The 24,406-nt window shown below is 62.2% G+C and carries 20 protein-coding genes; 3 read left to right on the top strand and 17 right to left on the bottom strand.

Going from position 1 to position 24,406, the window contains the following annotated elements; genetic code table 11:
* Positions 1–7: 7 nt before the first annotated feature.
* The 3 genes from ACNQP3_RS04675 to ACNQP3_RS04665 form a co-directional block, all read right to left on the bottom strand.
* Complete coding sequence (locus ACNQP3_RS04675) at positions 8–2,437, bottom strand: TonB-dependent siderophore receptor (RefSeq protein WP_264316845.1); 2,430 nt, start codon at positions 2,435–2,437, stop codon at positions 8–10.
* Between the two features lie 108 nt (positions 2,438–2,545).
* Positions 2,546–3,508 carry a FecR family protein gene (locus ACNQP3_RS04670; protein ID WP_264316844.1) on the bottom strand — a complete coding sequence of 321 codons (963 nt, stop codon included), beginning with the start codon at positions 3,506–3,508 and terminating at the stop codon, positions 2,546–2,548.
* Between the two features lie 20 nt (positions 3,509–3,528).
* Positions 3,529–4,026, bottom strand: a complete 498-nt coding sequence (locus tag ACNQP3_RS04665; protein WP_012270611.1) for a sigma-70 family RNA polymerase sigma factor — start codon at positions 4,024–4,026, stop codon at positions 3,529–3,531.
* Positions 4,027–4,520: 494 nt separating this feature from the next.
* On the opposite strand from ACNQP3_RS04665, the gene ACNQP3_RS04660 reads away from it, so the two are divergent.
* Positions 4,521–5,684 carry a type III PLP-dependent enzyme gene (locus ACNQP3_RS04660; protein ID WP_012270610.1) on the top strand — a complete coding sequence of 388 codons (1,164 nt, stop codon included), beginning with the start codon at positions 4,521–4,523 and terminating at the stop codon, positions 5,682–5,684.
* A 39-nt stretch (positions 5,685–5,723) separates the two neighbouring features.
* On the opposite strand, the gene ACNQP3_RS04655 is transcribed toward ACNQP3_RS04660, so the two are convergent.
* From ACNQP3_RS04655 to ACNQP3_RS04645, 3 genes are all read right to left on the bottom strand, one after another.
* Positions 5,724–6,257 (bottom strand): hypothetical protein, encoded by a 534-nt coding sequence (locus ACNQP3_RS04655; protein WP_012270609.1) that lies wholly within the window; start codon positions 6,255–6,257, stop codon positions 5,724–5,726.
* Positions 6,258–6,366: 109 nt separating this feature from the next.
* Positions 6,367–7,116, bottom strand: a complete 750-nt coding sequence (locus tag ACNQP3_RS04650) for a tetratricopeptide repeat protein (protein WP_012270608.1) — start codon at positions 7,114–7,116, stop codon at positions 6,367–6,369.
* A 3-nt stretch (positions 7,117–7,119) separates the two neighbouring features.
* Positions 7,120–7,800: a Fe2+-dependent dioxygenase gene (locus ACNQP3_RS04645; protein WP_060493213.1), complete on the bottom strand. Its 681-nt coding sequence runs from the start codon at positions 7,798–7,800 to the stop codon at positions 7,120–7,122.
* Between the two features lie 222 nt (positions 7,801–8,022).
* Here ACNQP3_RS04645 and ACNQP3_RS04640 point away from each other — a divergent pair, with 222 nt between their 5' ends.
* Positions 8,023–10,329, top strand: coding sequence for a TonB-dependent receptor (locus ACNQP3_RS04640; protein WP_012270606.1), 2,307 nt, complete (start codon positions 8,023–8,025; stop codon positions 10,327–10,329).
* A gap of 102 nt (positions 10,330–10,431) precedes the next feature.
* A complete protein-coding gene (locus tag ACNQP3_RS04635; RefSeq protein WP_264316843.1) occupies positions 10,432–12,987 on the top strand; it encodes a sulfite reductase flavoprotein subunit alpha in 2,556 nt (851 codons plus the stop codon).
* 57 nt (positions 12,988–13,044) lie between these two features.
* Here ACNQP3_RS04635 and ACNQP3_RS04630 read toward each other — a convergent pair whose 3' ends face one another.
* From ACNQP3_RS04630 to ndk, 11 genes are all read right to left on the bottom strand, one after another.
* Entirely contained in the window at positions 13,045–13,836 is a 792-nt protein-coding gene (locus tag ACNQP3_RS04630; RefSeq protein ID WP_012270604.1) for an amidohydrolase, read from the bottom strand.
* A complete protein-coding gene (locus ACNQP3_RS04625; protein ID WP_012270603.1) occupies positions 13,824–14,972 on the bottom strand; it encodes a pyridoxal phosphate-dependent aminotransferase in 1,149 nt (382 codons plus the stop codon). The genes ACNQP3_RS04630 and ACNQP3_RS04625 overlap by 13 nt, the downstream gene beginning before the upstream one ends.
* 139 nt (positions 14,973–15,111) lie before the next feature.
* On the bottom strand, positions 15,112–16,575 hold the full coding sequence (gene der, locus ACNQP3_RS04620) for a ribosome biogenesis GTPase Der (RefSeq protein WP_012270602.1): 1,464 nt from the start codon (positions 16,573–16,575) through the stop codon (positions 15,112–15,114).
* A gap of 116 nt (positions 16,576–16,691) precedes the next feature.
* Positions 16,692–17,834: an outer membrane protein assembly factor BamB gene (gene bamB / locus ACNQP3_RS04615; protein WP_264316842.1), complete on the bottom strand. Its 1,143-nt coding sequence runs from the start codon at positions 17,832–17,834 to the stop codon at positions 16,692–16,694.
* On the bottom strand, positions 17,835–18,476 hold the full coding sequence (locus ACNQP3_RS04610) for a tetratricopeptide repeat protein (protein ID WP_012270600.1): 642 nt from the start codon (positions 18,474–18,476) through the stop codon (positions 17,835–17,837).
* 39 nt (positions 18,477–18,515) lie between these two features.
* Entirely contained in the window at positions 18,516–19,805 is a 1,290-nt protein-coding gene (gene hisS / locus ACNQP3_RS04605; protein WP_003248516.1) for a histidine--tRNA ligase, read from the bottom strand.
* 25 nt (positions 19,806–19,830) lie between these two features.
* Entirely contained in the window at positions 19,831–20,940 is a 1,110-nt protein-coding gene (ispG, locus tag ACNQP3_RS04600; RefSeq protein ID WP_012270599.1) for a flavodoxin-dependent (E)-4-hydroxy-3-methylbut-2-enyl-diphosphate synthase, read from the bottom strand.
* A 3-nt stretch (positions 20,941–20,943) separates the two neighbouring features.
* Positions 20,944–21,978, bottom strand: a complete 1,035-nt coding sequence (locus ACNQP3_RS04595) for a RodZ domain-containing protein (RefSeq protein WP_012270598.1) — start codon at positions 21,976–21,978, stop codon at positions 20,944–20,946.
* Positions 21,975–22,736: a type IV pilus biogenesis/stability protein PilW gene (gene pilW / locus ACNQP3_RS04590; RefSeq protein WP_264316841.1), complete on the bottom strand. Its 762-nt coding sequence runs from the start codon at positions 22,734–22,736 to the stop codon at positions 21,975–21,977. Before pilW ends, ACNQP3_RS04595 begins: the two co-directional genes overlap by 4 nt.
* Positions 22,737–22,750: 14 nt before the next feature.
* The gene (gene rlmN / locus ACNQP3_RS04585; RefSeq protein ID WP_264316840.1) at positions 22,751–23,896 is read right to left on the bottom strand and encodes a 23S rRNA (adenine(2503)-C(2))-methyltransferase RlmN; all 1,146 of its coding nucleotides are present in this window, start codon (positions 23,894–23,896) and stop codon (positions 22,751–22,753) included.
* A gap of 28 nt (positions 23,897–23,924) precedes the next feature.
* Positions 23,925–24,350, bottom strand: a complete 426-nt coding sequence (gene ndk, locus ACNQP3_RS04580) for a nucleoside-diphosphate kinase (protein WP_008092560.1) — start codon at positions 24,348–24,350, stop codon at positions 23,925–23,927.
* Positions 24,351–24,406: the final 56 nt, after the last annotated feature.

Here is a 24,406-nt window from a genome sequence, read left to right as displayed (position 1 = left end):
CGCGGTGTCAGAACCCTACACTGGCCTGCACATAGAAGGTCCGCGGCTCACCCACATAGATGCCGGCATTGTTGTCGCTGGAGCGGGTGAAGTACTGTTTGTCGAACAGGTTCTTCACCCCCGCCGCCAGCTTCAGGTTGGACATTTCTGGCCCGAACTCATACCCGCCACGGGCATGCCAGGTCACATAGCCCGGAATATCGCCATACTGCCCATCGGCACTCGGCTCGGTAATGTAGTCGCCATTGAAGCTGCCATCGGCATTGATCCCGGTGCCCGGCGCACGCTGCTTGGATTGGGCGTAGGCGTCCAGGTTCCAGGTCCAGCGGTTGACCGCGTAACGCACCCCGGCAGTAGCCACCTGGCGTGAATAGAACGGCAGGTCACGCCCCTTGAAGCCCGGAATATCCCCTTCATAGGTTGCACGGGTGTAGGTGTAGCCACCACTCACCGACAGCCCGTCCAGGCGCGGGTCCAGCCCGGCCAGGTCATAACGTACCGAGGCCTCGATACCCTGGTGCTTGGTGGCGCCGAGGTTGGTCCAACCCACATCGTTGCTGATGTACTGCAGCTCGTCATCGAAGTCGATGTAGAACGCGGTCAGCTCACCGGCAAAGCCGCCATCGTCATAGCGCGTGCCGATTTCGTAGGTCTTGGCCTTCTCCGGCTCCAGGCCATTGGCCGTGTTGTTGCCGCTACCGCCCTGGCCCAACTGGAAGTACTGCAGGCTGCCGAACGAAGTCTCGTAGTTGGCGAACACGTTCCACGCATCGGAGATGTGGTACATCACGCTCAGCGCCGGCAGCGGCTCGTTGCTGGTGATGCTGCGCTTCTTCTCCGGCACCGGGCGGTTGTTGGCATCCAGCACCGGGCGGTCGCGCCAATCGGTGTTGATGTGCTCGAACCGGACGCCAGGGGTGATGGTCCAGTTACCCACGTCGATCTTGTCGTCGATGTAGTAGGCACTGGCCTCGGTGCCGCCGCTGCGGTCCTGGAACACGTGGCCATCGGAAGTCGGGGTATACGTGGGCACGTTGTCGATCAGCGCCAGGCGCGTCGATTGCTCGCGCATCGCTTCCTTCAGGTAGCGATAGCCCACGCTGACTTCCTGAGTAGTCGGGCCAGCGAAGAAGATTCGCGAGACGCGGGGTTCGATGGCGAAGGTGTGGTAGTTGCGCGGGTACGACGACAGGGTCTTCATGTCCCGCGAGGCGATGGCGCTGCCGCGGAAGCTGTCGGTGTAGTAGGTCAGCACTTCGAACTGGGTGGCATCGTCGAGCTGGCGCTGCCACTTGAACGATACATCCTTGCGCCGGCCGGCAAAGTAGTCGTAGTCGCGCAGGGACTGGTACGGGTTGCTGTCGTACTGGGCCTGGGTCAAACCGCCGGGCATGTCGGCACGGCCATCGTAATAATGGAAGTTGAGCCAGAACTCGTCGACGTCGGTGGGCGCCCAGTGAGTCTTGAGGATGACGTCGTCGATGTCGTTGCCGTTGTTGCTTTCACGGTAACCGTTGCCGTTAACCCCGGTGTACAGCAGCGCCACGCCCATGCCGTTGTCCGCCGTGCCGCCGACGAAGGCCGACTCGGTGTGTTTCCAGCCGCCATGCTGGGAGGTTTCCAGGGTGGTAGACAACTCCGCCGAGGCTTTCTCGGGGATTGCCCGGGTCACGAAGTTGATCACCCCACCGACGTTTTGCGGGCCATAGCGCACCGAGCCGGCCCCCCGCACCACGTCGATGCTGTCGAGGTTGCCCGAGGAAATCGGCGCCATCGACAGCTGTGGCTGACCATACGGTGCGAAAGCAGCCGGGATGCCATCGATCAGTACCGTGGAGCGCGGCGACAGGCGCGAAGTAAGGCCACGCACACCCACGTTCAGCGACAGGTCGCTGCCGCCGGTGCCGTTGGAGTCCTGCACTTGCACGCCGGGGATACCGCGCAGCACGTCGCGCACGTTCATTGCGCCCTTCTCCACCATCGCCTCGCGGCGCACCACGGTGCGTGCGCCAGGGTGGTTCTGCACCACGCTTTGCTGGGCATCACCCAGCCAGTCACCGACCACTTTAATGTCGGTGGGTGCCAGCTCCAGGCTGCCGCTGCCCAGCTCAAGGGTGGTCGGCAGAGGCTTTATTACAACGGTGTCCTGGGACATCTCGAAGGTCAGCCCGCTGCCTTGCAGCAACTGTTGCAGCGCCTGCACCGGCGCCAGGTTGCCGGACACCGCAGGGGCCTGCTTGCCGGCGACCAGCTCGGGGCTGAAGAACAGCTGCAGGCTGGTCTGCTGACCGAGCTGGGTCAGCGCCGAGCCCAACGGCTGGGCCTGGATCTGGATGGTGTTGCCGGCCTCTGCGGCCTGGCTGTTGACGGCCACGGCACTGACCGCCAGGGCCAGCGCCAAGGCGCGCAAGCGTGGGAAGGGTTTGTTGTTGTTCACGTCGTCGAAACATCCTGGAGAGCGGAATAAACGCCAACCGCATGCAAATGGAAATGCTTGGCAGTTGCAGCTGGCGAGGAAGACGAACGAGCGAAAAAAAACCTGAATCTATTTCGCGATTATTTCGCTGGAGCCGTCTTCATGGGCCTTGATGGCCACGGGGAGGATGCTCGGCAAGGCCCGCAACAGGGCGTCGGTGTCATCGACATTGAAGGTGCTGGACAGGCGCAGTTGGGCGACTTTACCAGGGGCGACCCGTAATGGCTGGCTACGGTAGCGCGAGGCTTCGGCCACGACTTCGGCGAGGGTGGCGTTGTCGAACACCAGCTTGCCCTGGCGCCAGGCCGTCACAGTGGCGGCATTGACTGCGTAGGGTGCGGTGACCAGGCCTTGTGCATCGATATGCGAGCCCTGCCCTGCCGTGAGCTGCGCCAACGAGGCACCCTTGCCCTGCACACGCACTGAACCCTGCTCCACCGCCACACGGGTGCTGGCCGGGTCCAGGCGCACGTCAAAGCGGGTACCGGTTACCGTCACGCGGCCTTGAGCGGTGTCGATGACGAACGGCCTGTCACTGTCGTGGGCGACGCTGAACATGACCTCACCGGCATTCAGGCGAATATGCCGCTGGCCGGCACTGAAGTCGACCTGCACCTGTGTACTGCCATTGAGCTCCAGCTGCGAGCCATCCGGCAGTTCGACCTGACGACGCTCATTGAAAGCCGTCTGCAAGCTGCCCTGATGGTTCAGATGCTGATAGTGCCAACCGCCCCAACCCAGGCCCAGTGCCAATACCGCGACACTGGCGGCCAACGCCTGGCGCACGAACCGCCGACGTGGCAACTGCTGCACCGGGTCTGGTTGGCACAGCGCCTCCAGGCGCTGGCGTGGAATGAAAGCGGCGGCCTGCCACACGCGGTCGAGGTGTTCGTATTCTTCCCGGTGGCGCTCGTCGCTCGCCAGCCAGGCACGCAACTGTTTCTGCAGCCCGGCATCCCGAGGCGCATCCTGCACGCGGGCAAACCATGCGGCCGCCTGCTCGCGGACGGTATCGGTACCGTGCTGTTTCATCGAAAAGGTCTCCTGACTCATCATGCCGACACATCCAAGTGCTCACGCAAATGCCGGAGCGTGCGGATCATATACTTTTCGACCATGTTCTTGCTCAACCCCATGCGCTCGGCGATCTCGGCCTGGGTCAGGCCTTCGAGCTTCTGCCAGATGAACACCTGCCGGCAGTTGAGCGGCAACTCGGCCAATGCCCGCTCGACGCTGTCGGCCAGCTCCAGCGCATGCACGTAGGCCTCTGGGTCACCACTGCCGGTGCTGCCCTCGTCAAAGGCTTCCAGCGCCAGGGCCTGGCGGCGGTCTTCGCGGCGAAAACCATCCACGGCAATGTTGCGTGCGGTCTGGTGCAGGTAGGCGCGTGGCTGCTCGACCTGCTCGCGCGGGTTTTCCAGTACCCGGACAAAGGCATCATGGGTGAGGTCTTCGGCCTGCTGACGACAGCGCAGCTTGCGCGTCCAGGTGCCTATAAGCTCATGGTAATGGTCGAAGAAGCCTTTGTGTCCGGACACGGTCTGGGTCATCAGGGAGGCGGATAAGGGTGCGAATAGTAATGTTTCTCATCAAAACCAGCAAATCCGCCAGTCGGTAACAAAAAATTTATGGGCCATTTCCTGTACGTGGGTACCAGGAAAATGTGGCCATAAATATGAACACCTACGCCCCCTTCACGGGTAGACATGCAGGCACAGGAACAGCAAAAACCCTGTGGGAGCGGGTTTACCCGCGCGGGGGCCGACAGGGTCCATTCCACAATTTTTTACGCTTGAAACATCGTGGGGAACATCAGCCGGTCACACGAGTCGGTTATTCAAATGGCTGGTCGTCGATCCACGCCGATCACGCCCGGATTGCCTGTTGATTCTGCATTCTTCACGCCCTAAAGTGCGCGCCGAACGTCCATGCTGGAAACGATCCATCCGGCTCAAGTACTGAGTAGGCGAACCAAAGTGGGGATACGGAGGACGTTCAGTTTGCAGCCACTTAATCTTTCAGTTTGCCCATGGAGTCCCTGAGCATGTCGATCCAGGTCGAAGACTATTTCGCGCGTGACACCTTCCAGAAAATGAAGGCGTTCGCCGACAAGCAGGAAACCCCGTTCGTACTCATCGATACCCAGATGATCAGCCAGGCCTATGACGACCTGCGCGCCGGTTTCGAATTCGCCAAGGTCTACTACGCGGTCAAGGCCAACCCGGCCGTCGAGATCATCGACCTGCTCAAAGAGAAAGGTTCGAGCTTCGACATCGCCTCGATCTACGAACTGGACAAGGTGATGGACCGTGGCGTCAGCGCCGACCGCATCAGCTACGGCAACACCATCAAGAAGTCCAAGGACATCCGCTACTTCTACGAGAAGGGCGTGCGTCTGTACGCCACCGACTCCGAAGCCGACCTGCGCAACATTGCCAAGGCCGCACCGGGCTCGAAAGTGTACGTGCGTATCCTGACCGAAGGCTCCACCACTGCCGACTGGCCGCTGTCCCGCAAGTTCGGCTGCCAGACCGACATGGCAATGGACCTGCTGATCCTCGCCCGCGACCTGGGCCTGGTACCTTACGGCATTTCCTTCCACGTGGGCTCGCAGCAGCGTGACATCAGCGTGTGGGACGCCGCCATCGCCAAGGTCAAGGTGATCTTCGAGCGCCTGAAAGAAGAAGACGGCATCGAGCTGAAGCTGATCAACATGGGTGGCGGCTTCCCGGCCAACTACATCACCCGCACCAACAGCCTGGAAACCTACGCTGAAGAAATCATTCGCTTCCTCAAGGAAGACTTCGGTGACGAGCTGCCGGAAATCATCCTGGAGCCAGGCCGTTCGCTGATCGCCAACGCCGGCATCCTGGTCAGCGAAGTGGTGCTGGTGGCGCGCAAGTCGCGTACCGCCGTCGAGCGCTGGATCTACACCGACGTGGGCAAGTTCTCCGGCCTGATCGAAACCATGGACGAAGCCATCAAGTTCCCGATCTGGACCGAGAAAAAAGGCGAAGCTGAAGAAGTGGTCATCGCCGGCCCGACCTGCGACAGCGCCGACATCATGTACGAGAACTACAAGTACGGCCTGCCGTTGAACCTGGCCATCGGTGACCGCCTGTACTGGCTGTCGACCGGCGCCTACACCACCAGCTACAGCGCAGTGGAATTCAACGGTTTCCCGCCGCTGAAGGCTTACTACCTGTAATGCAAGACGGGGCCGCAAGGCCCCGTTTTCAATGCTCGCTCAGCGCCGAAACATTGAATAGCTGTCGAAGTACGGCACGTTCACCTCGCTGATACACATCTGCATGATCAGTTTGTTCGGCGCACCTGCGCTGACATAGTGATCCTCCCACGATTTACGATCACGAACCCCCAGCGGTACGCTACCAACTGCGGCAATCGTCACCCCTGAATACTCGGAAACCTCTGGGATCGCCAGCGCTTGGCCACTGACCCAAATGCGCCATAACAATGGCTTGGCGACTTTCGGGTAGTAACCCACGCAATTTCCGCTGCCCAGGTCCCAGGTATCACGATGGGACGCCCCCGCCTCCGACTCCACGGTGACAATCCTGTAGCCAGGCCTGTCGCCCTCGAAGTAACCAAACCAAAAGCGTTGCTGTGCCCGGACTGAATACGGTGATGCAACGGTGAGCCAGTTGTTACAACGCGAGGCAGGCATAGTTTTGAACTCGACAGAATCGAGAATGCCCTGGTAGCCAGGCGTAGTGGAAGTCAGCGTGGCAATGAAAGAACGTTCTTGAATGAATGACATGTCAGCCCCTCGGGAAATGGGCTTTCAGCATGATCATCACGCGCACCGAAGGTAATGTGGAACGGCTACCGGCGCCCACAGGTACCGGGCAGCCCTTCGGGCCGCGCCATCACGCCCCGCGCCGCTCGATCTCCTCGGCATACCGCGCCGCAAAAGCCATCAACACCGGCCCGGCGGCCTGCAAGGTTACCAACGCAGCGCGCAGGAAGTTCATGTTCCCTTCAACCCGCGCGTGTTCCAGCCACTGCCCAGCCTCGGCCAGTTGCCCACGCTCGACCAGCACCAGCGCCAGGCTGAACATCCCACGGAAATCCCCCGCCTCGGCCGAACGCCGATACCAGCGTACCGCCCGCGCCGGGCTGGGCGCCGTGGCAATGCCCTGCTCCAGGTAACGCCCATACAGGTTCATCGACTTGGCATGCCCCATTTGCGCAGCCTTCTCGTAGCACATCAGTGCCTGCCCCTGATTGGCCGGCACACCGCGCCCGGTCGCCAGTAGGTTGCCCAGGTTGTACAGGCCCCAGTCCAGCCCCGCGTCGGCGGCACGCGCATAGTGAACGGCCGCTTGCGACAAACTCACCTCGCCACCCCAGCCATGTTCCAGGCAACGCCCGAGCATGTTGTGCGCCATGGCACTGCCGCCCTGTGCGGCAATGCCAAACCAACGCCGGGCCACGGTTGCATCTTCTTCAATACCGCGGCCATCCAGCAGGATCTGCCCCAACAGCAACTGCGCCTCGACCGCGCCCTGCCCCGCCGCCGCCAAGATCGCCTGGGCGGCCTTGCCGGGGCTTTCTTCGAGCATGGCCTGCAAGCCGGCCACATCCACCACTTCTTCACGTCGCAACAGATAGGACACGGCTCAGACCTCAGCCCAGCGGCGCAGCAGGTTGTGGTAGGTGCCCGTCAGTTGCAGCAGCGAAGGATGGTCTGGCACATCGGCAGTCAGTTGCTGGATGGCGTTGTCCATCTCGAACAGCAGTGCCCGCTGGCTGTCCTCGCGCACCAGGCTCTGGGTCCAGAAGAATGCGGCATAGCGCTGCCCACGGGTCACCGGGTTGACCTTGTGCAGGCTGGTGCCGGGGTACAGCACCAGGTCACCGGCGGCCAGCTTGACCTGCTGCACGCCATAGGTGTCCTGAATCACCAGCTCACCGCCGTCGTAGCTGTCTGGGTCGCTGAGGAACAGCGTGGAAGACAGGTCGGTACGCACCCGCTCCGGGCTGCCCTTGGGCTGGCGCAGGGCGTTGTCGATGTGGAAACCGAAGTTGCCACCTTCGCGGTAGCAATTGATCAGCGGCGGGAACACCTTGTGCGGCAACGCTGCAGACATGAAGCGCGGGGTTTTCCACAAGCGGTCGATCAGCGCAGAGCCGATCTCCTTGGCCAGCGCGTGCCCTTCCGGCAACTGCAGGTTGTGTTTGGCCTTGGCCGACTGATAACCAGCCGTGACCTTGCCATCGGCCCAGTCGGCCTGCTCCAGCGCCTCGCGGATACGGGCCAGTTCATCAGCGTCGAACAGGCCTGGGATGTGAAGCAGCATGGCGGCAGCACCGTTAGGAAATGTAAAGGCGCCAATGATATTGATTCCCTTTTGCGCTGCACAAGCCCCGTTCGCCGCTTAAGACGTTTCAGCTGTATGAAACCGTAAGGGCAAATTGTAAAGATTGTAAATTCTTCACGAATGGTAACGACTCTCAATTGTTAGTCACAATTGCTTACATTAGTATCCGCCGCCTCAACACCTTGGGGAAGGTCCTAAGCAATGCGCCAGTACGTACCATCTGCAGTGAGTTCGCCACGCCTGATCGTGTCTGCCATCGGTGTCGCCCTTAGCGCCTCGTCGGTGTATGCCGCCGACCCGGCCGCCAGCAGCGCCATTACCCTCGATGCCACCAGCGTCAACGGCAAGGCTGAACAAGCCAGCACCGATTACAAGGTCGAGAAGGCCGCCTCGCAGAAGTACACCGCGCCGCTGGTGGACACCCCGCGCTCGGTCACCGTGATCCCGCAGCAAGTGATCAAGGACACCAATGCCCTGACCCTGCAGGACGCCTTGCGTACTGTGCCGGGCATCACCTTTGGTGCCGGCGAAGGCGGCAACCCGCAAGGTGACCGCCCGTTCATTCGCGGCTTCGACGCCCAAGGCGATACCTATCTGGATGGCGTGCGTGACACTGGCGCACAAACCCGCGAAATCTTTGCCATCGAATCGGTTGAAGTGGCCAAGGGCCCGAACTCGGCCATCGGTGGCCGCGGCGCGGCCGGCGGCACCATCAACCTGGTGAGCAAGCGTGCGCACCTGGGCAACTCGCTGGACGGCGCCTGGACCTGGGGCAGCGACCAGACCCAACGCTACACCTTCGACGGCAACTACCAATTCAGCGACACCGTTGCCGGCCGCCTGAACCTGATGACCCACGAAAGCAACGTCGCCGGCCGCGACAAGGTCAACTACGACCGCTGGGGTATCGCCCCATCGCTGGCCTTCGGCCTGGGCACCCCGACCCGCGTCAACCTCGACTACTACCACCTGGAAAGCGACGACCTGCCGGATTCGGGCATCCCGTACAGCATTCCGACCAATGGCAGCGGTGGACGCACCTCGGCGCACCCGAGCAAACCGGACGACGGCGGCGACAGCGATAACTTCTATGGCTTGACCGGTCGTGACTTCCGCAAGAGCCGCGTGGACATCGCCACCTTCGCCATCGAGCACGACCTGACCGACTCGCTGACCATCAAGAACACCCTGCGTCACGGCAACAGCATGCAGGACTACATCCTGACCCAGCCTGACGACAGCAAGGGCAACGTCAACAACGGTAGCGTCTGGCGCCGTGCCAACACCCGTGTCGGCAACACCGCCACCACCACCAACCAGACCGACCTGTTCGGCGAGTTCTACCTGGGCGGCCTGAAGAACAGCTTCTCCACCGGTATCGAACTGAGCCGTGAAGAGAGCAAGCGCTCCACCTACAACGTCGACACCAATACCCGTGGCTCGACCGCCACCACCTGTAACCCAAGCCTGATCGGCGCGAACAGCGGCTACAACTGCACCTCGCTGGGCAACCCGAACCCGGACGACCCATGGAACGGCGCGATCTCGCGCAACTACGCCGGCACCGATACCAAAGGCACTACGCGCGCCCTGTATGTGTTCGACACCCTGGAGCTAACGCCTGATTGGCTGCTGAACATGGGGCTGCGCTACGACCACTTCGACACCCAGTACCGTACTTATGACGCTGCTGGCGCGACCGTCGTGAACACCAAAGGAATCGCAGCCAAAGGTCGAGACAAGAGTGAATTCGTAACGGGCCAACTTGGCCTGGTCTGGAAGCCAGCCGAGAACGGTAGCATCTACGTTTCCTATGCCACCTCCGCGACACCTCCAGGCGCGATGCTTGGCGAAGGCATGGAAGGCAACCCGCCACCAAACAGCACTGACCGCAACGGCAACCTGTTGAGCAGCGACATGGAGCCGGAAGAAACCACCAACTACGAAATCGGCACCAAGTGGGACCTGCTCGACCAGCGCCTGTCGCTGACCGCCGCACTGTTCCGCACCGAGAAGGAAAACGCCCGCGTCCAGGTGGACACCACCACCTACGAAAACGTCGGCGAAACCCGCGTGCAAGGTATCGAACTGTCGGCCAGCGGCAAGATCACCGACAAATGGCAGGTATTCGCCGGTTACACCTACATGCAGGCTCGCCAGATCGACGGCGGCCCGCTGGGCAAGGCCAACGACGGCAACCAGCTGCCGAACACACCGAACAACAGCGCCAGCCTGTGGACGACCTACTCGATCACGCCGAAGCTGACCGTCGGTGGCGGTGCCTTCTACGTGGATGACGTGTACGGCAGCGTGGCCAACACCACCATGGTCGACAGCTACGTACGCTACGACGCCATGGCCGCCTACAAGCTGACCAAGAACGTCGACCTGCAGTTGAACGTGCAGAACCTGACCAACGAGGTGTACTACGACAAGGCCTTCTCCACCCACTTCGCCAACCAGGCGGCCGGGCGGACTGCACTGTTGACCACCAGCGTCCACTTCTGACGAAACACCCTCAAGCCCCGTTCATTCCTGTGAGCGGGGCTTTTGCGTATCAAGGCATAATGCACGCCGCGCAGTGTGCGGCAGTAAGACAAGGTGATCGATGTGGTGAAGAAGACGCTGTTCCAATTGCACTGGTTCTTTGGCATCACCGCAGGCCTGGTACTGGCCTTGATGGGCATTACCGGCGCCCTGTACTCGTTCCAGGAAGAACTGCTGCGTGCGTTCAATGCCGATGTGCTCAAGGTAGAAGTGCGCGCCGAAGGCGTGCTGCCACCGGCCGAACTGGTGCAGCGGGTCGAAGCCCAGCAACATGACAAAGTGTCGATGCTGTGGGTGGACGTGCGCGAAGGCAATGCCGCACGCATCTTCTTCATGCCACCACCGGGCGAACGCCGTGGCGAGCTGCGCTATGCCGACCCGTACACTGGCGAACTAAAAGGCGAAGTAGCCGGGCAAGGCTTCTTCAATCTCATGCTCAACCTGCACCGTTTCCTGGCCATGGGCGACACTGGCCGGCAGATCACCGGTGCCTGCACCCTGATGCTGGTGTTCTTCTGCCTGTCCGGCCTGTACCTGCGCTGGCCGCGCAAGGCGCTGGACTGGCGCACCTGGCTGACCTTCGACTGGGCCAAGAAAGGCCGTGCCTTCAACTGGGACCTGCACGCCGTGGCCGGCACCTGGTGCCTGCTGTTCTATCTGCTGTTCGCCCTGACCGGGCTGTTCTGGTCCTACGAATGGTACCGCGAAGGCCTGAACAAGCTGCTGGCCGACGCGCCAGCGGCCGGCCAGCAGCAGAAGCGCGGCGAAGGCCGTGGCCGCCACGGGCCGCAGAAAGTCGACAAGAATGCCCCGCCGCTGGTGGTCGACTACGACGCCATCTGGTCCAACCTCAAGGACGCCGCAGGCCCAGGCCTTGCCGCCTACAACCTGCGCCTGCCACCGGCTGGCGGCCAGCCGGCCAACCTGTTCTACCTGCTGGACAACGCCGATCACCCTCGCGCCTTCAACACCCTGGTGCTGGACCCGGCCACCGGCCAGGTGAAAAACCACGACCGCTACACCGACAAATCCTTCAAGGCCCAGCTGCTGCAAAGCGTCTACGCCCTGCACGTCGGTGAGTACTTTGGCCTGCCGGGGCGCATCATCGTCACCATCGCCAGCCTGACAATGCCGTTGTTCTTCGTCACCGGCTGGCTGCTGTACCTCGACCGTCGCCGCAAAAAGCGCCAGGTACGTGAGGCCCGTGGCAACGTCGCCAGTAGCAACGGCAGTGGCGATAGCTGGCTGATCGGTTTTGCCAGCCAAAGCGGCTTTGCCGAACAGCTGGCCTGGCAGAGTGCCGGGCAATTGCAAGCCGCCGGCCTGCCAGTGCAAGTGCGCGCCCTGGCCGAGTTGGGCGAAAACGACCTGCGCCAGGCCCGCCGTGCGCTGTTCGTGGTCAGCACGTTCGGCGATGGCGAAGCCCCCGACAGCGCCCGCGCCTTCGAGCGCAAGGTGCTCGGCCAGCCCTGGGTACTGAACGACCTCAGCTATGCCCTGCTCGCCCTCGGTGATCGCCAGTACCCGCACTTCTGCGGCTTTGCTCGACGCCTGCAGGCGTGGCTGGGTGAGCGCGGTGCCAGCAGCGCCTTCAGCCCGGTGGAAGTGGACAACGCCGACCAGGCTGCCCTGCAGCAGTGGCAGCAGGAACTGGCACAACTAACCGGTGCCCAGCCGGTAGCTGCATGGCAACCGCCGAGCTTTGGCAACTGGTCGCTGGTGCACCGCGAACTGCTCAACCCGGGCAGTCAGGGCCAACCGGTGTACCTGCTAGGCCTGCGCCCAGAGGCGCCTGCCAGCTGGGAAGCCGGTGACCTGGTGGAGATCCTGCCGCTCAATGGTCAGCCACGGATCGACGCGTTCCTCAAGGGCATGGCACTGGACGCCAACACCCAGGTGCAAGTGAATGGCCTGAGCGAAACACTGGCCCAAGCCCTGGCTGGCCGCCAGCTGCCAACACGCCGCGATCACCTGATCGGCTTGCAGCCGCAAGCGCTGATCGACGCACTGGTGCCAATCGGCAGCCGCGAATACTCCATTGCCTCGATCGCCAGTGATGGTGTGCTGGAGCTGATCGTGCGCCAGGAACGCCACGCCGACGGCCACCTGGGCCTGGGTTCCGGTTGGCTGACCGAGTACTTGCCGTTGAACGGCACATTGAGCCTGCGCCTGCGAAGGAACAGTGGCTTCCACCTGCCCGAAACCGCTGCCCCACTGATCCTGATCGGCAACGGCACAGGCATTGCCGGCCTGCGCAGCTTGATCCGGGCCCGGGCAAATGCAGGTGAGCAGCGCAACTGGCTGCTGTTTGGCGAGCGTAACCGAGCGCATGACCTGTTGTGTGGGGATGAACTGCAGGGCTGGCTGGACAGCGGCGACCTGGCACGGCTGGACCTGGCGTTTTCGCGGGATCAGGCCGAGAAGGTGTATGTGCAGGATGTGTTGCTGCAGCAGGCTGACGCGTTCAAACGCTGGGTCGCGGAGGGTGCCTGTGTGTATGTCTGCGGCAGCCTGCAAGGCATGGCTGCGGGGGTAGATGCGGCGCTCAACGGCATGCTTGGGGAAGCCGCTGTGCAGCAACTGATCGAGGATGGGCGGTATCGGCGGGATGTTTACTGATCAGACATTGATGGAAAGGCATCAGGCCCCTTGTGCTACAAGGGGCCTGACCTGCTGTCAGTGCAACTCGAAGGTATCGGCATCCAGGTTGGCCGGGAATTTGGCCCGGTACGCCGCCAGTTCCGCCGCACTCAACACAGCAGTAAATACCCCGTCCGCCTCGCCGGCGCTCAGCAGGCTCTCGCCCTGGAAGTCCAGCACCTGGCTGTCACCCGAATACGCAAAGCCTTTGCCATCCGTGCCCACCCGGTTCACCGCAGCCACATAACACAGGTTCTCGATACCCCGCGCCGGCAACAGGCGGTTCCAGTGCTGGCGGCGCGCTGCCGGCCAGTTGGCGGTGTACAGCAGCAGGTCGGTGTCCTGGGCATCGCGGCTCCACACCGGGAAGCGCAGGTCATAACAAATCAGCGGGCGAATCCGCCAGCCCTTTACCTCGAACTGCACCTGGCGCTCGCCTGGGGTGTAATGCTTGTGCTCACCGGCCATGCGGAACAGGTGGCGTTTGTCGTAATGCAGGATCTCGCCGTCCGGTCGCGCCCACAACAGACGGTTGCGGTGGCTACCATCGGCCGCCTGGATGATTACGCTGCCGGTAATCACCGCGCTGTATTTCTTCGCCTGGGCTTTCAGCCATTTGTAGGTCGGGCCGTTCTCCGGCTCGCACAAGCTTTCCGACTGCATCGAAAAGCCGGTGGTGAACATTTCCGGCAGGATCACCAGGTCCACTTCGCCCACCTGCTCCAGCAACTCCTCGAAGTGTGCATAGTTGGCCTCGCGGTCGTGCCAGGCCAGGGTGGTTTGCACCAGGGCGACTCTCAGGTTCGGCAGTGTGCTCAGATCGCGCATAGTCGTTCCGCTGCCTGACGCAGCGTCTCCTCTCGTTTGGCAAAGCACAGGCGCACCAGGCGTTGCTCGGGGATGGGTTGCTGGTAGAACACCGACACCGGGATGGTCGCCACGCCGTGCTCACGGGTCAGCCACAGCGACATGTCGACATCGTTCAGGTCCGGGCGGATCTGCGAATAATCCACCAGCTGGAAATAAGTGCCCGCCGTGCGGGCAAAGCTGAAGCGCGAGCCCTCCAGCAAACCGCAGAACAGGTCGCGCTTGGCCTGATAGAACGCCGGCAGTTCATCGATATGCTCGGGGTGCTCGGCCATGAAGTCGGCCAGCGCACACTGCAGCGGTGTCACCCCGCAGAAGTTGACGTACTGGTGCACCTTGCGCAGCTCTGCGCTCAGCGCGGGCGGAGCGATCACGTAGCCTGTCTTCCAGCCGGTAACGTGGTAGGTCTTGCCGAACGAGCTGACCACGAAGGCACGTTGGTACAGCTGCTCGTGGGCCAGCACGCTGGCATGGCGAACGCCGTCATAAACCAGGTGCTCGTACACTTCATCGCTGACCAGGTAAATATCGCGGTCGGCAACGAGCTTTGCCAGCTGGTCAAGGTCTTCGCGGGTGATCAAGGCACCGCTGGGGTTGTGCGGCGAGTTGAGGATGACCATGCGCGTGCGCGGGCTCAGCGCATCGCTGAACTTCTGCCAGTCGATACGGAAATTGCCGTCGCTCAGTTGCACATGCACACAGCGGCCACCGGCCAGCTCCACGGACGGCTCGTAGCTGTCGTAGCACGGGTCGAAGACAATCACCTCGTCACCGGCATGCACCACCGCCTGGATGGCACAAAAGATCGCCTCGGTGGCACCCGGGGTGATGGTCACTTCCTGGTCCGCATCCACCCTGGCGCCATACAGGCGCTCGACCTTGGCCGCCACCTGCTGGCGCAGGGCCGGCAAGCCGGTCATCGGCGAATACTGGTTATGCCCGGCGGCCACGTGCCGGCCTACCGCATCGAGCAGTGCCTGCGGGCCATTGAAATCGGGGAAGCCTTGGGACAGGTTGAGCGCGCCAGTCTGCACGGCGAGCTGGGACATGGTGGTGAAGATGGTCGTGCCGACATTCGGCAGTTTGCTGCGGATCATGGAGCCCTCTTTCCTGGGGTGTATCCGGCACGGGGTGGAGTCCGAGCATAGCGGATCGAGCGGTCAGGAAAAAGGTTGAAACAATAGGGGGATTGCGGTGGATCAAAAACGGGGCCGCATAGCGGCCCCGTTATCACTGCTAGCGCTTGTCGCGGCGCTTCTTCTCGGCCTTCTTGTGGTGCGACATCAAGCGGCGCTTCTTGTTGACCTGGCGGTCGGTGAGGGTGTTCTTCTTGCCCTCGAACGGGTTCTCACCGCCCTTGTACTCGATACGGATCGGCGTACCGACCAGTTTCAGTACGCGGCGGTAGGTGTTTTCCAGGTAACGCGAGTACGACTTGGGAATGCTCTCGGTCTGGTTGCCGTGGATCACGATCAGCGGCGGGTTGGCACCCCCGAGGTGGGCATAGCGCAGCTTGATGCGGCGGCCATTGACCAACGGCGGCTGGTGCTCGCTCACGGCATCTTCGAGGATCTGCGTCAGGCGGCTGGTCGGCCAACGGGTGACCGCCGACTTGAACGCGGCCTGCACCGACTTGTACAGGTTGCCTACACCTGTGCCATGCAAGGCGGAAATGAAGTGAATGTCGGCGAAGTCGACGAAGAACAGCCGGCGCTCCAGCTCGGTCTTCACGTAGGCACGCTCGCCCGGTTCCATGCCATCCCACTTGTTCAGGGCGATGACGATGGCGCGGCCGGCTTCCAGGGCGAAGCCCAGCAGGTTGAGGTCGTGGTCAACCACGCCTTCGCGGGCATCCATGACGAAGATGACCACGTTGGCGTCCTTGATCGCCTGCAGCGTCTTCACCACCGAGAACTTTTCGACTTCCTCGTGGATCTTGCCGCGCTTACGCACCCCGGCGGTGTCGATGAAGGTGTACTTCTCGCCATCGCGTTCGAACGGGATGTAGATACTGTCGCGGGTGGTGCCTGGCTCGTCGTAGACCACCACACGCTCTTCGCCGAGCATGCGGTTGACCAGGGTCGACTTACCAACGTTGGGGCGGCCGATGATGGCGATCTTGATGCCATCCTTTTCGCTTGGGCCAGGAATGCGCACGGCTTCCTCGCCTTCGGCGACTTCCTGGTCGAGGGCTTCGTCTTCGGCATCACGCGGCAGGTGGCCGAGCACGGCTTCCATCAGGGCATTGATACCACGGCCCTGGGAACCCGCCACCGGAATGGCGTTACCCATGCCCATTGGCGAGAATTCGGCGCGGGCAACGTCGGGGTCGATGTTGTCGATCTTGTTGGCAACCAGAATCGCCGACTTGTTCCGCTTGCGCAGGTGCTCGGCGATCATCTGGTCTGCTGCGGTCATGCCCGCACGGGCATCGACCAGAAACAGCACATAGTCGGCTTCTTCGATGGCCATGAGCGACTGCTCGGCCATTTTCTCGTCCATGCCCACTTCGTCACCGGTGATACCACCGGTGTCGATCAAAATGAAGGAACGACCCTGCCAGGTGGCGTCACCGTACTGGCGGTCACGGGTCAGGCCCGACAAGTCACCGACGATGGCATCGCGGGTTTTGGTCAGGCGGTTGAACATGGTGGATTTGCCGACGTTCGGGCGGCCCACCAGGGCTATTACGGGAACCATCGGCTCTCCACTCTCGAATTCTTGAAAATGCAAAGGCCGCTGCAAGGCAGCGGCCGGAGTACGGGCGGCGTTTCCTACGCCGCGGCTTGAAGCCCGCCAAGGCTCCAAGCATAGCTTCAGCGGACGGTCAGTGCCTCGAGCTTGCCGCTGTTGCCGAAGACGTAGATGGTGTCACCGACCACAAGTGGCCGGGCGCGCAGGCCATCGCTGTCGATACGCTCACGGCCGACGAAACGGCCATCGACCTGGCTCAGCAGGTGCAGGTAGCCTTCGAAGTCCCCTACAGCCACGTAGCTGGAGAACACTTCCGGTGCCGACAGCTGACGGCGGGCCATGGTGTCGTTGCTCCACAGGGCGCTGGAAGAGCGCTCGTCGACACTCTCGACAGTACCCGAGGCTTCGCTGACATAGACGTTGCCGTAACCCTGGGCGACACCCACATAGCTGGAGGCATCGCGCTGCCACAGCACGCGGCCGCTTTCCAGGTCCAGGCCCGCTACGCGGCCCTGGTAGGTGCTGACGTAGAGGGTTTCACCGGACAGCAGCAGGCCGCCGTCGATGTCGACCACACGGTCCAGCTCGGAACGGCCCTGCGGGATGGCCACGCGGCTTTCCCACACCGGCACGCCGTTGTTGATGTCCACCGCGACCACCTTGCCAGTGGACAGGCCGGCAATGGCCAGACGGTTGGTGGCGATCGGCGCACCGGTGCCACGCAGGGTCAGTACGGCCGGGGTGTTTTCGTAGATCCAGCGGCGGTCGCCAGTGGCGGCATCCAGGCCGATCAGGCGGTCGTCCTGGGTCTGTACCACCACCACATCACCGTTGTTGGCCGGTGGGGCCAGCACTTCGCTGGTCACGCGGGAGCGCCAGCGCTCTTCACCGGTGCTGGAGTCCAGGGCAATGACTTCACCCTTGAGGGTACCGAGCATGACCAGGCCGTAGCCCACGCCAACAGCGCCGGAAACCTGCAGCTCCAGGTCTTTCTTCCACACCACGTCACCGTTGATGCGATCAAGGGCAAAGACTTCGCCATTGACGTCGGAAGCGTAGATACGGTCGTTTTCGATGGCCGGTACCAAGGTGTTGTAGGTTTTACCCTGGCCGTCACCGATCGAACGGCTCCACTGCTTTTTCAGCACCACTTCCTCGGTGAACTTGGTCAGCTCGGCCGGGGGCAGTTCTTTCTTGCTGTTGCTGCTGCAACCTGCGGCCAGTACGGCCAGGGTCAGCACTGCTGCATGTTTCCAACCGATCACTTACGCGTCCCCTTTAGCCAGGTCATCCAGCTTCAATTGCAGGCCACCGACCGCCGCGTCATCGGACAGCGCAGCCTTGGCTTTTTCGTAAGCGCTGTGCGCGTCGTCGGCGCGACCCAGCTGTACCAGCAGGTCACCCTTCAACTCTTCACGGCTGGCCAGGAAGGCTTTGTCGGCGTCGCCGTCAAGCAGCTTCAGGGCGTCCTCGGCCTTGTTCTGGGCGGCCAGTACGCGAGCCAGACGCTGGCGCGAAATCTCGCCCAGGGTCACGTCGGCCGGCTTGTCCAGCACGCTTTTCAGCTCGGCGGCAGCGTCGTCGAGCTTGCCGGTCTCGACCGCTACCTTGGCCACGAACAGGCTGCCGTACTGGGCGTAGGCGGTGCCGCCGAACTCGCTCTTGAGCTTGCCGGACAGCTCCGCGACCTTGGTGGCGTCTGGCTGGCCAGTCGGCGTCAGGCTGGTTTCAAGCAAAGCCTGATACAGCTGCGAGGCACCTTGCGACTGGTTGTTCTGGTACTTGTGCCAGGTATTCCAGCCCAGCACCACCACGCCAGCCAGCAATGCGCCGGTCAGCAGCGGCTTGCCGTTGCGGTTCCACCAGTCCTTGACCCCTGCCAGGTCATCATCATCGGTACTCGACACCCCAATACTCCTTTTCGCCTATTCGCTTGTTGAACCGCGTTACGCCTGCGCGATCGCGGTTTCCAGGTGCTCTGCAAGAGCATCCCAGGCAATGTTCTGTTGTTCGCCCTGGCCACGCAGGGGCTTCAAGCCAATCTCTTGCTTGGCCAATTCGTCGTCGCCGAGGATCAGGGCAAACAGCGCGCCGCTCTTGTCGGCTTTCTTGAACTGGCTTTTGAAACTGCCACCGCCGGCGTTGACTGCCAGGCGCAGGCCCGGCAGGCGGTCGCGCAGGCCTTCGGAAAGGCGCAGGCCAGCCAGTTCCGCCTGCTCGCCGAAGGCGCACAGGTAAACGTCGATCTGGCGGCTGATGGACTCTGGCACCTTGCCCAGGGTTTCCAGCAGCAGGATCAGGCGCTCGATGCCCATGGCGAAACCAACACCCGTGGTTGGCTTGCCGCCCATCTGCTCGACCAGGCCATCGTAGCGGCCACCGGCACACACGGTGCCCTGGGCACCGAGCTTGTCGGTCACCCACTCGAACACGGTCTTGCTGTAGTAGTCCAGGCCACGCACCAGCTTGGTGTTGATCACGAACGGAATACCGGCGGCGTCCAGGCGGGCCTTGAGGCCTTCGAAGTGCACGCGGGATTCTTCGTCCAGGTAGTCTTCCAGCTTCGGAGCGCCAACCAGCACCGCCTGGGTGTTCTGGTCCTTGCTGTCGAGAATGCGCAGCGGGTTGCTCTTCAGGCGGCGCTGACTGTCTTCGTCCAACTGCTCCAGGCGCGCCGAGAGGAACTCGACCAACGCGTCACGGTAGCGTGCACGGGCTTCACTGGTGCCGAGGCTGTTGAGTTCGAGCTTGACCGCATCCTGGATACCCAGCAGGCCCCACAGGCGCCAGGTCAGCATGATCAGCTCGGCGTCGATGTCCGGGCCGTCCAGGTTGAACACTTCCACGCCAATCTGGTGAAACTGGCGGTAGCGGCCCTTCTGCGGGCGCTCATGGCGGAACATCTGCCCGATGTACCACAGCTTCTGCACCTGGCCGTTGCCGGTGATGCCATGTTCGAGCACAGCGCGCACGCAGGCCGCGGTGCCTTCAGGGCGCAGGGTCAGCGAATCGCCGTTGCGGTCCTCGAAGGTGTACATCTCCTTTTCGACGATGTCGGTCACTTCACCGATCGAGCGCTTGAACAGCTCGGTGAACTCGACGATCGGCGTGCGGATCTGGCTGTACCCGTAGGTGTCCAGCAGGCCGGCCACGGTGCCTTCGAAGTAGCGCCACAGTGGCGACTGTTCTGGCAGGATGTCGTTCATGCCACGGATGGCTTGCAGCGATTTGCTCACGAAAAGTCCTTACGAATTCTGTGTGTCAGCCACGGACGATCAGCGCCGCGTCGGCCTCGACCTTTTCGGCCGCTTTCTGGCGGATGAGTTTTTCCAGCTCATCGACCAGGTTGTCATTGGTCAGTTTCTGCGCAGGCTTGCCGTCGATGTAGATCAGGTTCGGCGTGCCGCCGGTCAAGCCTACATGGGCTTCCTTGGCTTCACCTGGGCCGTTGACCACGCAACCGATCACCGCCACGTCCAGCGGCACCAGCAAGTCTTCCAGGCGCCCTTCCAGCTCGTTCATGGTCTTGACCACATCGAAGTTCTGCCGCGAGCAGCTCGGGCAGGCGATGAAGTTGATGCCACGCGAACGCAGGTGCAGCGACTTGAGGATGTCGTAGCCGACTTTCACTTCTTCGACCGGGTCGGCCGCCAGCGAGATACGGATGGTATCGCCAATGCCTTCGGCCAGCAGCATACCGAGGCCGACGGCAGATTTCACCGTCCCCGAACGCAGGCCACCGGCTTCGGTGATGCCCAAGTGCAACGGCTGCACGATCTGCTTGGCCAGCAGCCGGTAGGCTTCGACGGCCATGAACACGTCGGAGGCCTTGACGCTGACCTTGAAGTCCTGGAAGTCCAGGCGGTCGAGGTGCTCGACGTGGCGTAGGGCCGACTCGACCAGCGCTGCCGGGGTTGGCTCGCCGTACTTCTTCTGCAGGTCTTTTTCCAGGGAACCGGCGTTGACCCCGATACGGATCGGGATACCACGGTCGCGGGCGGCATCGACCACAGCGCGCACACGGTCTTCACGGCCGATGTTGCCTGGGTTGATACGCAGGCAATCGACGCCCAGCTCGGCAACGCGCAGAGCGATCTTGTAGTCGAAATGGATGTCGGCGACCAGCGGCACGCTGACCAGCTGCTTGATCTTGCCGAAGGCTTCGGCGGCGTCCATGTCCGGTACCGAGACACGTACGATGTCCACGCCGGCATCGACCAGGCGCTGGATTTGCGCCACGGTGGCGGCTACATCGTTGGTATCGGTGTTGGTCATGCTCTGCACCGCGATGGGTGCGTCACCACCCACCGGCACATTGCCAACCCAAATTTTGCGGGATTCGCGACGTTTGATCGGAGATTCGCCGTGCATGACTTACTGTCCCAACTTCAGGCGAGCGGTCTCGCCACTGGTGAACGGGGCAACATCGACGGCCTGGCCGTTGTAGCTGACCTGGGCGCCACGGGCAAAGCCCAGACGCACCGCGAACGGCGGCTTGCCGGTCAGCTCGAGGTTGTCCCCCTTGCGCTTGATGGCGCTGAACAGCACCTTGCCGTTGCCGTCGCTGACCTGGGTCCAGCAATCGGCGGTGAACTGGATGGCAACCTTGGCACTGCCAGCCGGTATTGCGGCAGGCTCGGCGGCGACCACGGTAGACGCGGGCGCCGCAGGCGCAACAGCGGCAGGTGCTGGGGTAACCGGTGCTACCGGGGCAGGCGCAGCAGCAGGCGCGGGTTGCGCGGGTGCTTGCTGGCCCGCTGCCGGGGCCGGCACTGCGGCAGCGGCTGGGGCCGCGCTGGTCGGCGCCTGTTCAGCGGCCGCGGCAGGCTGCTCGGTTGCGCCCTGCTCCAGCGCCAACGGCGCGCTTTCGGCCTGCTGGCCGACGGAAACGGCCTGGTCTTCAGGCTCATCGAGCGGGTGAATCTGGGTGGTGCCGTCGGCGCTTTCGACTTCGACGTGCTCCAGGGCAATCTTGGCCAGGTCCTTGCCACGCAGGCTGCCCTGGTCCTGCCACCAAACAAAGCCGCCACCGACCACGGCCACCAGCAACAGCAGGCTGACGCCGCGCAGGATGTTATGCGACAGGCGCACCGGCTCTTCGATGCGGCCCAGCGAATGCACTTCGCTGCCCTTGGCGTGAGTACCGGTGTAGCGGTCGAAGGCCTCTACCAGGGCGGCCTGGTCGAGCTCCATCAACTTGGCATAGGCGCGAATATAGCCACGCGCGAAGGTATGCCCGGGCAGCTTGTCGAAGGCGCCGGTTTCCACGTGGTTCAACGAACTGACAGTGAGGTTGAGCTTGCGGGCCACCTCGGCTTGAGACCAGTCCCGTTTCTCACGGGCCAGGCGCAAAAGCTCACCGGGGTTCTGGCCAGGCGCTACTGCTACTTCGGGATGCGCGGCGTTCATCGTTGCTCCGACAGGTATTGCTGGTATTCCGGCGTACCGGGATAAAGTCGTTGTAATTGCTGGCCCAGTTCGGCCAGTGCGCCCTGCTCGTCGAACACTCTGGCAAGGCGGCTGCCCAGCAGCAGGCTACGGGCGTCGTGGTCGCTCAACTGGCTGAAACGATCGTAGTAGTCCCGGGCCTGCACATAATGCCTGTTTTCGTAGGACAACTCAGCCATTTCCAGCAACGCTTTCGGTTGCCGCTGGTTGAGTTGCAACGCTTTCAACAGATAGGCATGCGCCTGGTCGCGGCGCTCGAGCTTGAGGGCGGTCAGGCCCAGGTTCTCGTACACGCGTGAGCGCTCAGGATACAGGGTATCGGCACTGGCCAGGCGAAACATCTGCTCGGCCTCGGCAAATCGCCCCTGAGCATAAAGGAAACTGCCGTAATTGTTGCTAATTCGTGTGTCGCCGCTGCTGATCTGCAGGGCCTTGCGAAAGTGCGTTTCGGCCAGCGCCGGTTCGCCTTCGGCCTGAAACACCAGCGCCAGGGCAGCGTGCGCGTCGGCATCCCGCCCATCCAGCGCCAAGGCCTTGCCCAGTGGTGCCTTGGCCTGCTCGGTCAAACCCTGTTGCAAATAACCCAGGCCAAGCTGCACATAAGCTCGCCCCGCTTCCACCTTCCCCTGGCGACTGGCCAGGGGGTCGCCCACGCCACCCGACACGCAGCCGGCCAGCAGCGAAAGCGCAAGGATCGACAGCGCGGTGCGCAGGCTCATGGGCGAGGTCCCGGTCAGTGGCTGGCGGCGCTGTCTTGCAGCTCGACGTCTGCGGAAAGCTGGCGAACAGCGATATAGCGTTCACTGCGGCGGGTACGGTCGTTGACCTGGCCAACCAGCTGGCCGCAGGCAGCGTCGATGTCGTCGCCACGGGTGGTACGGGTGGTGACGTTGAAACCACCGTGGTGCAGCAGGTCCTGGAAGCGACGAATGGCGTTGTTGCTTGGCCGCTCGTAGCCCGAATGCGGGAACGGGTTGAACGGGATCAGGTTGATCTTGCACGGTACGTCGCGCAGCAACTCGATCATTTGCGCGGCATGCTCAGGCTGGTCATTGACGTCCTTGAGCAAGGTGTACTCGACGGTGAGCACGCGCTTGCCGCCCAAGGTAGACATGTAGCCCATGCACGATTCCAGCAGCATCTTCAGCGGGTACTTCTTGTTGATCGGAACCAGCTTGTTGCGCAGTTCGTCGTTCGGCGCGTGCAGCGAAAGGGCCAGCGACACGTCGATGTGCTTGGCCAGTTCGTCGATCATCGGTACCACGCCCGAGGTGGACAGCGTGACGCGACGCTTGGAAATGCCATAGCCAAGGTCATCCATCATGATTTTCATGGCGGCGATGACGTTGTCGAAGTTCAGCAAGGGCTCGCCCATGCCCATCATCACCACGTTGGTAATCGCGCGGTCGACTTTGGCAGGGACGGTCCCGAAGGATTTGTTGGCAAGCCACACCTGGCCGATCACTTCGGCGGCGGTGAGGTTGCTGTTGAAGCCTTGCTTGCCGGTGGAGCAGAAACTGCAGTCCAGGGCACAGCCGGCTTGCGACGATACGCACAGGGTACCGCGGTCGTCGGTAGGAATGTAGACGGTCTCGACGCAGCTGCCGGAGGCAACGCGGATCACCCATTTGCGGGTGCCGTCGGCGGAAATGTCTTCACTGACCACTTCCGGTGGGCGAATCTCGGCAACGGCCTCGAGCTTTTCGCGCAAGACCTTGCCTACGTTGGTCATGGCCGCAAAGTCGGACACGCCAAAATGGTGAATCCATTTCATCACCTGGCCGGCACGGAAGCGCTTCTCCCCGATAGAGTCGAAGAATTGTTCCATTTCCGGCTGGGTCAGGCCCAACAGGTTGATTTTGCCAGTAGATGTCGTCATGGATTCACCCTCACCCGTAAGCTTTCGCTTAGCGAGTGGTTACCTCGGTAGCAGCGAAGAAGTAAGCGATTTCGCGAGCAGCGGCAGCTTCGGAGTCCGAACCGTGAACGGCGTTGGCGTCGATCGACTCGGCGAAGTCAGCACGGATGGTGCCGGCAGCAGCTTCTTTAGGGTTGGTAGCGCCCATCAGCTCACGGTTCAGAGCGATGGCGTTTTCGCCTTCCAGAACCTGAACAACAACTGGACCGGAAGTCATGAAGGCAACCAGGTCACCGAAGAAGCCGCGAGCGCTGTGCTCAGCGTAGAAGCCTTCGGCTTCGGCTTTGGACAGTTGCTTGATTTTCGAGGCAACGATTTTCAGGCCAGCTTCTTCGAAGCGAGTGGTGATCTTGCCGATGACGTTTTTGGCAACAGCGTCAGGCTTGATGATCGAGAAAGTACGTTGAACAGCCATGGAAAACTCCAGAATATGAGTGTTACGAAAAATTAAACCCGCGAATTATACGCGGG

The sequence above is a fragment of the Pseudomonas sp. LFS074 genome (assembly GCF_047978165.1).
Lineage (GTDB): Bacteria > Pseudomonadota > Gammaproteobacteria > Pseudomonadales > Pseudomonadaceae > Aquipseudomonas > Aquipseudomonas putida_P.
The sequence above is the reverse complement of the archived record's forward strand: the minus strand, read 5'-3'. Positions and strand labels throughout refer to the sequence as shown.